The 13208-nt window shown below is 41.0% G+C and carries 10 protein-coding genes; 8 read left to right on the top strand and 2 right to left on the bottom strand.

All coding sequences use genetic code 11. The annotated features are described in order from the left end of the window. Positions 1 to 27 precede the first annotated feature (27 nt). The 8 genes from ACKGJO_RS08605 (at position 28) to ACKGJO_RS08570 (ending at position 8798) form a co-directional block, all read left to right on the top strand. On the top strand, positions 28 to 2070 hold the full coding sequence (locus tag ACKGJO_RS08605; RefSeq protein ID WP_411323011.1) for a peptidylprolyl isomerase: 2043 nt from the start codon (positions 28 to 30) through the stop codon (positions 2068 to 2070). Positions 2071 to 2228: 158 nt separating this feature from the next. Further along, positions 2229 to 3401: an acyl-CoA dehydrogenase family protein gene (locus tag ACKGJO_RS08600; RefSeq protein WP_411323010.1), complete on the top strand. Its 1173-nt coding sequence runs from the start codon at positions 2229 to 2231 to the stop codon at positions 3399 to 3401. Between the two features lie 180 nt (positions 3402 to 3581). After that, a complete protein-coding gene (locus tag ACKGJO_RS08595; protein ID WP_411323009.1) occupies positions 3582 to 4790 on the top strand; it encodes an acyl-CoA dehydrogenase in 1209 nt (402 codons plus the stop codon). A 45-nt stretch (positions 4791 to 4835) separates the two neighbouring features. Further along, positions 4836 to 5333 (top strand): DinB family protein, encoded by a 498-nt coding sequence (locus tag ACKGJO_RS08590; RefSeq protein WP_411323008.1) that lies wholly within the window; start codon positions 4836 to 4838, stop codon positions 5331 to 5333. 47 nt (positions 5334 to 5380) lie between these two features. After that, on the top strand, positions 5381 to 6340 hold the full coding sequence (locus ACKGJO_RS08585; protein ID WP_411323007.1) for an alpha/beta hydrolase family protein: 960 nt from the start codon (positions 5381 to 5383) through the stop codon (positions 6338 to 6340). A 112-nt stretch (positions 6341 to 6452) separates the two neighbouring features. Beyond that, complete coding sequence (locus ACKGJO_RS08580) at positions 6453 to 7472, top strand: VWA domain-containing protein (protein WP_411323006.1); 1020 nt, start codon at positions 6453 to 6455, stop codon at positions 7470 to 7472. A 35-nt stretch (positions 7473 to 7507) separates the two neighbouring features. After that, on the top strand, positions 7508 to 8002 hold the full coding sequence (locus ACKGJO_RS08575) for a cupin domain-containing protein (protein ID WP_411323005.1): 495 nt from the start codon (positions 7508 to 7510) through the stop codon (positions 8000 to 8002). Between the two features lie 46 nt (positions 8003 to 8048). Beyond that, positions 8049 to 8798, top strand: a complete 750-nt coding sequence (locus ACKGJO_RS08570; RefSeq protein WP_411323004.1) for an HAD family hydrolase — start codon at positions 8049 to 8051, stop codon at positions 8796 to 8798. Positions 8799 to 8809: 11 nt separating this feature from the next. On the opposite strand, the gene ACKGJO_RS08565 is transcribed toward ACKGJO_RS08570, so the two are convergent. After that, positions 8810 to 12172 (bottom strand): coiled-coil domain-containing protein, encoded by a 3363-nt coding sequence (locus ACKGJO_RS08565; RefSeq protein ID WP_411323003.1) that lies wholly within the window; start codon positions 12170 to 12172, stop codon positions 8810 to 8812. Positions 12173 to 12213: 41 nt separating this feature from the next. Beyond that, positions 12214 to 13089: an MBL fold metallo-hydrolase gene (locus ACKGJO_RS08560; protein ID WP_411323002.1), complete on the bottom strand. Its 876-nt coding sequence runs from the start codon at positions 13087 to 13089 to the stop codon at positions 12214 to 12216. Between the last annotated feature and the right edge of the window lie 119 nt (positions 13090 to 13208).

Raw genomic sequence — 13208 nt, 5'->3', positions numbered from 1 at the left:
TACATGTGTAATAAAAGGAGTTTAGGTATGAAGTTCAATAATGAATGTGTAAAAAATATGTGTAAGCTGATCTGGTTCTTTCCCTTATTGTTTCTTGTGTCGTGTGATAAAGAAAGTGCATACTCAAAACTTTTAACGAATGAGTATCCTGCACTTTATGAACATGTATACGAACGAAATGCAGATTCACTGCTGAATTTTGTGGACCATCCCAATGAATTTATTAGAACTCAAGCCTGGCGCAGTTTGATAAATACGCCTGTCTCTGATGTTGATGAATTTATTACAAGGGTCCAATACAGTAATTCGAGGGAAGCCTGGATGGCACTGAGTAATCAGGAGTTGGATGATGAGCATCTTTTCAGGCTGCACGATCTCTGGATCGAGCGAAGTTCACTGAGAAAAGGCATCAGTCTGGTTTTGGGTAAACAGGGAAATCAGAATTCGCTGGATATTCTGGTACAGAATTTTAATGATATCATTGGAGAGGAATCTGATTATGAATATGATGCTGCCCTTGCGATCGGCAGATTGATGATGGACTATGAGATCAATCCGGTAACCCGAAAAAGTCTTTTGCGATATGCCGCCGTTTTAAACAACGAAGATCTGTACAGGGCCTATTTCTACGGACTCTATCGTGATAATATAACAGTGGCTGATGAAGAACTGCAGAATAACATCTGGGATGCCTACACCTGGGTCCAAAGTCCTGAGATCAGGCAATACGTGCTTCGAATTTCTTTCAACAGTGCACCGGCGAAAACTCTTGAAAAGCTTCCTGTTTCCGATATCTCAGAAATGAATGTTCAGCTCGCCGTGGAGTTGGCTCAGCAGATCACTAAGGTAGAGTGGAATAATAAACTTGAAGAAGTTTATTCCCTGCTGCTGGGGCATGAAAATCCGGTTGTAAATATTACGGCACTGGAACAGATTGCTGCACATAACAATAGATCTAATTCTTTTGACGAGGTTATCACTGAAAAGATAGTCACCAATTCGGTTAAAGAAGCTGCGGTCAGACTATCAGGAATCGAGGCATTGACCGACCGGAGTGAATATCAGAACCTTGTTGACTCATTAGCTGATAAAAACTCGTATTTATTAATCAAGAAATTCAGGATCCTGCAAAAGTTGCTGGAACCGAATGATTATCTTGATTTGATGGAAAAATACGCTGAACATGAAAATCGTTTGGAAGCTTTGTTTGCGTCTCAATCATTGCAAAGTTGGTGGAGTGAGCTTAAAAGTGGTGATATAACATCGGCTTTAGAGCGGGATCTCAAAGAAATGCTGTTTGTCTTTCTGAACCGCCAGGATCGATCTGTCACATACAGCACTGTTTCATTTATGGAAGATGCAGGTATCATGAATGAGAATGACTTCACACAAATCGCGGATCTGTTAAGCGATTATAAAATGCCTGAAGACATAGAAGTTTTTCAGGCATTCGGTGGCTTTTTTAAAGAGCATTTTGAGGAACAGGCAGCTTCACTGATAAATGAATGGTCAGAATGGGGTAGTACCGCACTGAATAAATCGTTAGATGAACAAGGCTGGGAAGTTGATCCTACCTCCGCATCAAAGCCCGAATTCAGGAAGCCGGATTGGGAGAAACTTGCGGTCCTTGGGCCTGAACCGGTCTGGATATTGGAGACAGCTAAAGGTGATATCAAAATTAAAATGAATGTACTCTCAGCACCGGTTACGATCGCCGGCATGGATAGCCTTATTATGGAGGATGCATATGATAATGTGCCGTTTCACAGAGTAGTGCCAAATTTCGTGATCCAGGGAGGAGATATTGAGTCGCAGGATGGCTTTGGCGGCCCTGATTATGTGGTGCCTACCGAGGGTTCAGAAATGCAATATGACCGGGGAGTAGTTGGAATAGCCAGTGCAGGAACTGATACGGAAGGAAGTCAGTTTTTTATAATGCATCAGTGGAGTCCTCATCTAAATGGCAACTACACCGTGATCGGCGAAGTCCTTGAGGGGATTGAAGTTGTAGACCGCATCACAGTAGGAGACATGGTGATTGATTCGTACTGGCTAAGCACAGAGAACTAAACAAAGATGTATTAAAGTTTTTCAGTTATGATTTTCATTGATTTTATCTGAAGGGCACCAATACAACTTTTACACTTTCAAGAACGAAATTAAAGTATCAAACCGTTATCTTGGAAGCGTTTCCAACAAACAAATTTAATAAGATAGTATTACTAAATATGGATACCGATTTGGAGAAAGATTTATCATTCGAGCTAACTAACGATCAAAAAATGATTCGCGACAGCGTTAAGGAATTCGTTGAAAGGAAAGTTGCGCCTACAGTCATGGACAGAGATAATAGTAAAGAGTTTCCTCACGATATTGTAAAGGAGCTTGGGGAGTTAGGAATGCTTGGGATCTATCATGAAGAGCAGTATGGCGGTGGCGGATTTGATGTCGTTAGTTTCTGCCTGGTACTAGAAGAAATAGCAAGATGGGATGCTTCTTTGGCTTTGACAGTAGCCTCACATACGTCATTAGGAACCGGACATATTGCACTGGCAGGAAATCACGAACAAAAGATGAAATACATGCCGGATCTTACATCCGGTAAAAAACTGGCAGCCTGGTGCCTGACTGAGCCCGGATCTGGTAGTGATGCCTCAGGCATGAAAACAACAGCCATAAAAGAGGGTGATAAGTACATTCTGAACGGTTCCAAAATATTCATAACTCAGGGTTCTGTGGGAGATACTTATGTAGTGCTTGCGAAAACGGACCCTAATAAAGGGACAAAAGGTATTTCAGCATTTATAGTTGAAAGAGAATGGGATGGAGTGAAGCCCGGTTCAGGAATGCATAAACTTGGGATGAACTCATCTGATACAACTGAAGTGGTTTTTGAAAATGTAGAGGTGCCTGCTGATAATCTGCTAGGTGATGAAGGCATGGGCTTTGTTGACACTATGAAAGTACTGGATGGAGGCCGTGTTGGTATTGCTGCACTTTCTGTAGGCATTGCACGTGGTGCGCTGGAAGAATCCCTGCAATATTCCATGGAGCGTAAGCAATTTGGAACAGCTATCGGAAACTTCCAATATCTGGAAGGAAAAATGGTGGACATGGCCACTGAAACTGAAGCTGCCAGATTATTGACCTTGCGTGCTGCATGGCTTAAAGATAACGATAAATCGTTCTCAACAGAAGCTTCTATGGCAAAGCTTTTTGCCTCTGAACTTTCTGTACGCGCTTCTCTTGAGGCTGTGCAGATCCACGGTGGTTACGGTTATACCAAAGAATATCATGTGGAGCGATTCCTAAGAGATTCCAAACTGATGACGATTGGTGAAGGAACCTCAGAGGTGCAGCGCCTCATCATTGCCAGAGAGTTGAAAAAAACCCTGGCTTAAAAAATAAATGATTGTTGTTGGAGACCCCAAAAAGCCTGTACCCCATCTTGAGGGACAGGCTTTTATTTTTTTGACAACATATGTTATTGGAAATGAACAAATAATGAGCCCATATTTTTCAGCCTGAAGTATATTTTTCTTACTATCCACTAAACAAATAAACCAGAAAGTGATAAACCCATGTCAAAGAATCTATTCAATATTGACGACGCCTATTTGTTTGAATCTGAATTGAATGAGGAAGACCGTCTCATTATGGAGACGGCACGTGATTATGCTCAAAGCAAGTTGGAACCTCGCGCTCTTAAAGGCAATACGGAAGAATATTTTGATAAGGATATTGCTAAAGAAATGGGTGAAATGGGCTTGTTAGGTGTAACGATTCCGGAAGAATATGGTGGGTCAAATGCCAGCAATACAGCATATGGCTTGATTGCCCGCGAAGTAGAGCGTGTTGATTCAGGTTATCGTTCTTTTATGAGTGTTCAGTCGTCTTTGGTGATGTATCCGATCTCTGAATTCGGGACAGAAGAACAGAAACAGAGATATCTGCCAAAATTAGCCTCAGGTGAAATGATCGGCTGCTTTGGACTGACCGAGCCCGATCACGGTTCTGACCCCGGTTCTATGGTAACTACAGCTTTAAAAACAGAAGGTGGCTGGAAACTGAACGGAGCAAAGATGTGGATCACAAATTCCCCGATCGCTGATCTTGCTGTGGTTTGGGCTAAAGCTAAGGAAGACCCTAAGGACGAAGGTGTTATCAGAGGATTTTTGGTTGAAAAGGATATGAAAGGATATTCGGCTCCTCACACAAAATACAAAATGAGTTTACGGGCATCAGAAACTGGAGAGCTTGTATTTGATGATGTATTTGTTCCCGATGAAAATGCTTTTCCGGATATCAAAGGATTGAAAGGGCCATTTATGTGTTTGAATTCCGCACGTTATGGTATTGCCTGGGGCACGGTTGGTGCAGCCGAGTTTTGTTACCAGCGGGCACGGCAGTATGTGATGGAAAGGAAACAGTTTGGCAAACCACTGGCAGCGAATCAGCTTATTCAAACCAAATTGGCAAATATGATGACTGATATAACAGCTATGCAGATGCTGGTACTTCGCCTTGGTAAACTCAAGGATGAAGGACGTGATCATCCATCAATGACGTCGCTAGCCAAACGGCATAACTCTGGAAAAGCATTAGAGATCTCCCGGATATCACGTGACATGCACGGAGGTAATGGAATAGTTGGAGACTACCGCGTGATACACCACGTTATGAATCTTGAATCCGTTAATACTTACGAAGGGACCTATGATATTCATGGATTGATACTTGGCCGTGAGATCACTGGCATTCAGGCCTTTACGCCAAAAGGTAACGATTGAGAGTAGGTCACTTTGCTCACAATAAATTCATTAACTCAACAGGAAATGAGCCTTAAAGATAAGCTTGATCAAAATACTGAAGCGTTATTGAGTAAGATCGATAAGATCACAGATGATCAATTTCATTCAAATCCGGATGAAGTAACCTGGACGCCAGCACAGGTGTTGGAGCATCTGTACCGGTCGGAATTTGGTGTGCCTAAATTGTTTACAGGAGAGACCAAAGTTGAATCGGATCGGGATTCAGAAACGATCGTAGAAAAAATGAGAGTTCAATTTTTGGATATAAATAAAAGATTAAAGGCCAAAGGAGTAATACTTCCGGGAAATGAGAAAAGGTCAAAAGAAGAACTTACTTCAAACTTCCGGAGTCTACGGGAAAAGATCACTGCAATGGCAGATCAATATGAGGGCAGTGAAGTTTGCACATCATTCGAACATCCGATTTATGGTTACCTGACTCGCGAAGAGTGGATACATTTCAATATTTATCATACTGAAAGGCATATGAGCCAGATCGATCGTATCCTTGCAAGGCTATAGGCAATAATTAATTATCACAAAATTCAATAGACAGGCTATTTATCAGAATGACACGTACAGTTAAGTATTTAGCAGTTATTTTAATTGTTGCTTTTACCACCTCGGTTTCCATTGCCCAGGATATTCAAAGAGAAGAAGTTGTATTTAAAAGCGGTGATAATGTTCTTAATGGAACTTTGGTACTTCCGAACGGGCAGGAGAATGTTCCTGTGATTGTGTTCATGGGCGGGATTTATGAGTGGGGTGATTTTCATCCTCAAAGGGCTAGTTTCATTGAGGAAAATCTGGAAAGGGTTTTCCCTAAAATAGGCATCGCTGTTTTTTATTATGACCCAAGAGGCGTGGGAGAATCAGACGGTCGCTGGGGGAGAACAACCTTAAATGATTTTGCTGATGATGCTGTGGCGGCCATCGATTTTTTGAGTATGCGAAAAGAAGTGGATCCTTCAAGAATTGGAATAGTAGGCCATGGTGAAGACGCATGGGTTGCTCAAATAGTGGGAGCTACAGCATCTGATAAGGTCAAGTTTACTGCCTCTCTTGCCGGACCTACATTTGACCCAACCAGACAGCTGGTGAATGAATATCATAGTGAATATGTGTGTGAGGGTGAGGATGAAGACGTTGCTTACGAGAAAGCGATTCAAAAAGCACAGTCTCATCAGAATTGGGTGTCCATGATCGCTATCACAAAAAAATGGAGACACATGAAAATGAAGTTAGGGTTTGAACCGGCTGAATATCTCACCCAAATTGATATTCCGGCTCTATTTATATTTGCTGAAAATGATGGTCAGGTTTATCCTGAATGGGCTATCGACGAACTTAATACTGTTTTTTCGAACTCATTGCCTTCAAATTTTACAGTGTATGAAATTCCCAATGCGAATCACTTTTTTCATGTAGTACCACCCTGCTTTACATACGATGAAGAGATTAACATCAGAAAAAATTACTCTTTCCGGTTTCGGGAACTTTTCACTAAATGGGTCATTAGTAATATTTAGCCCGAACAGGCTGAGAAGAAATCTGGCTATTCAAAGATTGACTTAATTGCAGCATTTAATGTTCATATTAAATAATCGAAACTTTATCTTGTCAGCACCTTAAACGCATATTATGATCTGGGAAAACGCATTAAATCTTTGGTGGCTGTTAATAATACCTTTGGGTATTGCCTTACTGTGGTGGAAGTCTGCCCGGATTAAAAATCTGCAGAAAAGGTATTTTAGTGATGAGTTGTTCAATTCCCTTCGTGAAGGGTTTTGGCCTTTGGGTGAGAGACTAAAAAACATATCAATGTTTGCAGGAATTTTTTTCTTGATCATAGCACTGGCGGGACCAAAAATTGGAACTGAAGTAAGAGAGATCAAAAGACAGGGAATAGATATGCTGGTTGCCCTCGATCTATCTGCCAGTATGAATGCAGAGGATGTGCGCCCAAGCCGACTTGAAAAGGCTAAATTTGAGATCAACCGAATTATCGAAAGACTTAGAGGTGACCGTGTCGGGCTGATCGTGTTTACCGGAGAGTCTTATTTGCAAAGCCCCATGACAATGGATTATTCTGCATTACGGTTATTTCTGGATATTGCAGACACAGAACAAATGCCGAGTTCAGCAACCGCTTTCAAACCGGCGCTCGAAACAGCACTGGAGGCCTTTCAATCACTCGAAGAGAACGGTGCGGATGCCTCTAAGGTACTGCTTATAATATCTGACGGTGAGGATCACGGGCAGTCCTATGAAGAGGCTTTGAGATCTCTTACTAACGAAAATATTTTGGTATACACGGTAGGTATAGGAACGGCAGATGGCACTACCATTCCTTTGTATGAAGAGGGAACAGGTGATCTGATAGGTTATAAAAGAGATAATCAGGGACAGGTAGTTACAACTAAGTTGCAAAGTCAGATACTGCGAAATATTGCACAAAAGGGAAATGGAGAATATTATTCAATAGAACGGGGCAACGACGGAATTGATGCTTTTCTGGCAAGAATGGATGAACTCGAAAAGGGTGAGTTCGCAAGTCAGGAGTACGCAGATTATAAAAATCAGTATCAGTGGATGGGGGCAATGGCTTTTTTACTGCTACTTACATCTATGCTAATGCCGTCTTCCCGATCTGATAAGTAAGATCAACACAAAATTCACATCTATATTACGTAATAATGTCTGAGAAGAAAGAACGATTTGAGAGCATTGAAAAAATATTAAAAGATCAGGGTTTTAAGATACAAGCCCATGATTTTGATCGCCCTTGGGGTGGATTCTTTGTGATCGATGAACAACAGGCGAACCTATTCATTGAAACCTATTTCAATGATGTGGAGATGTCTGAAGCTAATATTTCCGGTAAGCTTAGTCCGAAGATATTATTGGTTGAACCGGGCAAGAGACTGTCTTGGCAATATCATCACCGCAGAGCTGAAATGTGGCAAATTGTAGAAGGACCGGTTGGGGTTATCCGAAGCCTGACTGACAACCAGAGGGAGCTCAAAAAGTATAACGAGGGAGATCGGGTTACGCTTCAGCAAGGTGAAAGACACCGGTTAGTTGGCTTGGATGATTGGGGTGTTGTTGCGGAGATCTGGCAGCATATTTATGCCGACCATCCATCCAATGAAAAAGATATCGTTCGAATTGAAGATGATTTTGGCCGGTAGCGTATAAATTACATTAATAATTTACTTGTAAATTTCCCATTGTAGAATGATCAAATTATTTATTACAGATCTTGATGGGTGTATGGCTCATCCTTTTATAACACCAAACTGGGAAGCTGTGACCCGGATCAAAGACCTGATCCTGAAAAGTAAAGATGATCAAACGGTTCCGCCGATGACTATTTGTTCCGGCAGGCCTTTTCCATATGTGGAGGCAGTTGGACAATGGCTGGGAATTGAAACCCCTATGCTTTTTGAAAGCGGGGCAGGGATCTATGACATTAAGGTCAATAAAATTACATGGAACCCGCATTTTGATGATGAAGCGAAAAACGCCGTGGAGGAAATAAAAGAGTGGTTGGTGAATACTCTGATCAAAAATTATGATGGCACTTATCCTGAGTTTGCAAAATACACCGATGCCGGCCTGGTAAACCCTGATTCATCAAAAATTGCGATGATGCATGAAGAAGTGCTGAATTATATGGAGGGGAAATATCCAATGTTTGAGGTTCATGCCACGGATGTTTCCGTTAATATTATTCTTAAAAAGGCCAATAAAGGGCATGGTATCAAATTATTATGTGATCAGCTTGGATTGGATCTGGATGAGATTGCCTATATTGGTGACAGCAGTGGTGATCTGCCGGGCCTTACTATAGTTGGCCGTTCGTATGCGCCTGTGAATGCCAGATCATTTGTGAAAGACAAAGTAGATATGATCACCAAAGAAACAACGGCTGGTGTTTTAGAAGCTTATCATGATATTATAAAGATCAACAAGGGAAAAGGGTAGAGTCGCAACACTTACTGTATTTCACGCTCCTGAAGTTCTTTCAATAATTCGAAATAATTTTGAATGAGTCTTTGATAATCGGGAGAAAACTTAGTGAAATTTGGATCGTTCAATCGGTTTCTGATCTGTTTTTCCAGTTCTTCGATCGTAAGGTCAGGCGGTGTTGTTCGTTCAAAATCTTCAGGACGCTGTCCCTCCCTTTTATCTTCCTCGTCTCTTTTCTGAATAGCTTCTTCAGCCTCAAGCATACGCGAAAGAATATTCTGCTGTCTTTCTATCATAACGGCATCAGTGCTTCCACCTCGAAGATCGTTGATGGTATTTTCCATCTCCTCGATCATTCTTTGAAGCTCACTTCCCAACCGGTCGCCATCAAACTCACCGCTTCTTTGCAATTGCTGCAATTGTCTGCGGATCATATTTTGCTGCTCGGCCAGTTGATTCAAACGCTCCATTTGATCCTGAGAAAGACGGTCACCCTGAATGTCATTGATAAGTTCCTGTAATCTTTGATTCAGTTGCTGTTGTTGCTGACCTGATTGTTGCAATTGTTCCATGATCTGCTGTGAAGAACCACTGCCGCCCCCCTGACCATTTCCATCCGAATTCTGCAGTTGTTCCAGAAGGTTGGCTAACATATATGCGATCTCATTGATACCTCCCAGAGTCTGGCGAGAGGCAATAGAAGCTTGACTTTGATCACGTTCAGTGAGCTGAGACATGGATCTGGTAAGTTGTTGTTCAACTTCCAGTTTCTTTTGGTTGATCCGGTTCGAAAATTGAGGGATCTGTGATGAAAGTTGAAACAGAGAATCAGAAAGGGTAGAAAAGATGCTTTCAATGTTTTGCTGATCCCGTGCGTAAATGACGTAGGCCTGACTTCGATTTTCCGTGGTGGCCACCAAAGTTGTAAGATCTTCCTGTTCCAGTGAAAGATTCAGCATAGAGTAAAGTACATATTGGAGACCGGCTATATTGATCTGCATCTGTTCCTGATTGATCTGATCCATCAGGTCTCTGGTATTATCAGACATATCTCTGTACTGATCGATCCGTTTTTGTCTGTTTTCCCGTTTAGTGGAATCAGGACTTTCGTCCTGTTCATTAGAAGTTTTAGGATCAGGCTGCTCAAGTTCCTTTTTGAGTTCTTCTGTTATCTCATTTATTCTTTCCTGAGTGCTCTTTCGATACTCTTCTACCTCTTTTCGGTTGCTGTCAGATGTATTCTCTGAAAGACCGTCTACCTGTTCGTTGATTTTTTTATGCTCCTCAATGGTTTCCTTCTTTTGGGCTTGCTGAGAAATACTTTCACTTTGTTTAGCTTCCTCTTCCTGTCTGGCCAGATCCTCAAAAGCTTTGGCAATCTTATCAAGATCTGAAGTCAGTTTTAGTTTTTTGAACAATTCTATAGTGCGTTCAAGTCTTTCCTGATATAACTCTTCATTGAATTCAAGATCTTCCATGGCCTGTCTGAGCTGCTCAGGACTCATATTATCTAATTGCTCCTGCATCTTCTCAAGTGCTTCACGGAATGCAGGATCATCGATCTCTTCCATCAGTTTCTGAAGTTCATCATAAGCCCTCTGGGTTTCCTCAGATAATATATTATCCCGACTCATTTCATCTTTGAGCTCCTCAAATTTTTCATTGAGTTCATCTATCTGCCGTTGTACCTCCTCTTGTTGCTCTTGGACCTGTTTTAATGCACTTTTTTCCTCATAACCTGCATTTTCTGGATTATTTTTGAGTTTTTCCTTGAAGCGCTCATATTGCTCCCTTGTTTGCTGAAACGTTTCGGAGATTTCTTTTAAATCGGAGGTTATATCGTCCTCTTTTTCACCCATATTATCTAAATAGTCGACCATGGATGGAATCTCCAGAGTGATGCGCTGAGAACTTGAGGTTTTTAATCCTTCATACCCGTCATTATCCTGTACGGTTATCCAAAAAGTGAGTACATCTTGTGGTTTAAGATTCAACTCTTCCAGTGGCCAAACGTAGGGAGTTATCGTATTTGAATTTGGGATATCCAGTTCTATAGAGCCGGTATTTTTTTCATTTGTATAAGCCCGATTCAACTCATAATTAAGTCCGGCAGATGTTAGCCCGAAATCATCTGATGCCCGATACAAAATATCAATGGTTTCAGGATTTATCTGTTTTAGGTTGCTCTCAGGTTCAATGATCTGTACCATTGGGTATTCATCCTCAAGAGGAGCAATGATCAGCTGAAATTTATTATCGTTGGTCAATCCGGTACTGTCTTCTATTTGAAATTGTAAAGTATCCGGTTTTGTGATTCTCAATGAATGTGTAAAGGTACTGTCAGATTGAACCTGTAGTGAGGTCGAATCAGTAAGTGAAGTGACAATCAGTGATCTTACGCCTTTATTCAGTTTGCCTGACAGATTTAGTTCTGACCCTTTATAGCCTCTTATCTGAGAGGAAGGATACACAAAATTATTGCTTCCTAGTTTGGTATAGGATGGAGGTGTGATCTGACCCGAAAGCTCAAGAAAACGTGGTCTTAACTGAACATCAATAGAATAGATATCACTTTGGTACTCATCCATACTGATGTAATACTGCAGATTGTTGTATACCTCAATCGGCATTGATGTAAATAAATTACTGTTTCTTTCCATTGGTCGGTCTCTGAAAGACTCTTCAATGGTAGTTTTGATATTTAGCGTTACATGCTCGGGAAAATCTGTGCCCAAAAAACTGACCTCTACTCTAACCGGCTCTCCTTGTTCCAATGTGACAGAACCCGGTGCTACATTAAATTCATAGGGATTTGGCTTTTGGTAGTTTTCCCAGAAAGTAAAAGTACGGGAGGCTGCATTGTCAAAATTTATGACAGTCGCAGAAAATACAAGAAAAGCAGCGGTCCCAATGATAAAAGAAGATTTAAAATTCTTATGTAGATTAGAATTATTACTATAATCACGTAGAATGTTGTCGAGTCTATCAGGCTCAACCTTGCTGAGACTTTGTAAGATCGCAGCGTTAACAAGGTCACTGTTTCCAACCTTTGAGTTTTGAAGATCCATTGCGTCCTTAAGTTCAGGCAGTTCGCTTGTACGGCTGAACTCTCTGTAATAAGTCTCAAAACTTATAAAATATTCGCTGTGCCTTTTGAAAAAAGCTACATAAACCGATAGGAGTATAATAGCCACAAGAATGGCGCTTTTGACAGAGACAGATAAATAGAGAGACTGTTCAGCTAACAAAAGCACAGTAGCTGTAGAAAACAATATGATCAGCGCTTGCAGGTATCGCCTGTTCTTAAAGACAGACATAGTTCGGTTGTAAGCAGAAAGTAGTTTCTCCCTGACTTCATCAACACTGCTATGATTTAGCTTCTGCTGCATCCAATATCTTAACTATGTCTATTCTAAGTGATATGAAAAGGTCAAAGTTCGTTCAAGGTAAAATGATCACTTACCTTAAATCTGCCATCATCTTCCTGAATACGGATCATTTCCTGTTCAGCGTCATGTTCCAGAAAGAGATTCCAATTTTCAGAAGCAGCCTGTTCTAGAAACTCCTTTTTCTCATTCAGCGTTTGAGCCGGATACATGTCATAGCCCATTACCCATGGCAAAGGGACATGAACATGCGTTGGTAAAAGGTCTGCCACAAAGATAATAGACTCATCATCGTGAGTTATCTTTGGCAATTGCTGTCCTTTTGTGTGTCCATTTACTGTGATAGTGGTTAAGCCGGGTTCATATTCGTGCTTATCACCAACTAAATTAAGTCTTCCTGAGTCTTTGATAGGACCGATATTTTCAGGCATAAAACTGGCTCTTTCGCGTGCATTTGGATCAGTTGCCGTTTCCCAATGAGAGTCAACTACATGATATATGGCATTGCTGAATGTGTGCTTTAATTCATTATTCTCATCATAATAGCTGGTTCCGCCGCAGTGATCAAAATGTAGATGTGTAAAAATGATGTCAGTTACATCATCAAAAGAAAAGCCATGTTCTTTGAATGAATTTTCAAGATTCTTATCTGAATGATCCAGCTGATAGATCTTCGTCATCTTATCATTGAACTTGGTACCGGCCCCGTTATCGATCAAATAAACCCTACCTGTATTTTTTGACTTGATGAGTAGACAACGCATAGTCATTGGAATACGGTTTTTATCATCTGCGGGTATATTTCTTTCCCATAGTGTTTTAGGTACTACCCCAAACATAGCACCTCCATCAAGGCGAAAGTCTCCTGTTTCAATGGCATAAAGTTCAAAAGGGCCGAACGTTGTTTTAGATAAGCTCATAGTCTGAATTCAGTTTATTTTAGATTGAATATAACAATCAGGGGAGAGGAATCAGAATGTCGGATAGTTAAATGATGGAAAGTAATGGGTATAAAAAAAGCCTCATTCTATATAAATGA

The sequence above is a fragment of the Gracilimonas qinghaiensis genome (assembly GCF_046602855.1).
Classification (GTDB): domain Bacteria; phylum Bacteroidota; class Rhodothermia; order Balneolales; family Balneolaceae; genus Gracilimonas.
The sequence above is the reverse complement of the archived record's forward strand: the minus strand, read 5'-3'. Positions and strand labels throughout refer to the sequence as shown.

What these genes read in the sequence shown, in the direction of transcription:
- ACKGJO_RS08605 (WP_411323011.1), top strand. Translation starts at nt 28, where the DNA reads ATGAAGTTCAATAATGAATGTGTAAAAAATATGTGTAAGCTGATCTGG.
- ACKGJO_RS08600 (WP_411323010.1), top strand. Translation starts at nt 2,229, where the DNA reads ATGGATACCGATTTGGAGAAAGATTTATCATTCGAGCTAACTAACGAT.
- ACKGJO_RS08595 (WP_411323009.1), top strand. Translation starts at nt 3,582, where the DNA reads ATGTCAAAGAATCTATTCAATATTGACGACGCCTATTTGTTTGAATCT.
- ACKGJO_RS08590 (WP_411323008.1), top strand. Translation starts at nt 4,836, where the DNA reads ATGAGCCTTAAAGATAAGCTTGATCAAAATACTGAAGCGTTATTGAGT.
- ACKGJO_RS08585 (WP_411323007.1), top strand. Translation starts at nt 5,381, where the DNA reads ATGACACGTACAGTTAAGTATTTAGCAGTTATTTTAATTGTTGCTTTT.
- ACKGJO_RS08580 (WP_411323006.1), top strand. Translation starts at nt 6,453, where the DNA reads ATGATCTGGGAAAACGCATTAAATCTTTGGTGGCTGTTAATAATACCT.
- ACKGJO_RS08575 (WP_411323005.1), top strand. Translation starts at nt 7,508, where the DNA reads ATGTCTGAGAAGAAAGAACGATTTGAGAGCATTGAAAAAATATTAAAA.
- ACKGJO_RS08570 (WP_411323004.1), top strand. Translation starts at nt 8,049, where the DNA reads ATGATCAAATTATTTATTACAGATCTTGATGGGTGTATGGCTCATCCT.
- ACKGJO_RS08565 (WP_411323003.1), bottom strand. Translation starts at nt 12,172, where the DNA reads ATGCAGCAGAAGCTAAATCATAGCAGTGTTGATGAAGTCAGGGAGAAA.
- ACKGJO_RS08560 (WP_411323002.1), bottom strand. Translation starts at nt 13,089, where the DNA reads ATGAGCTTATCTAAAACAACGTTCGGCCCTTTTGAACTTTATGCCATT.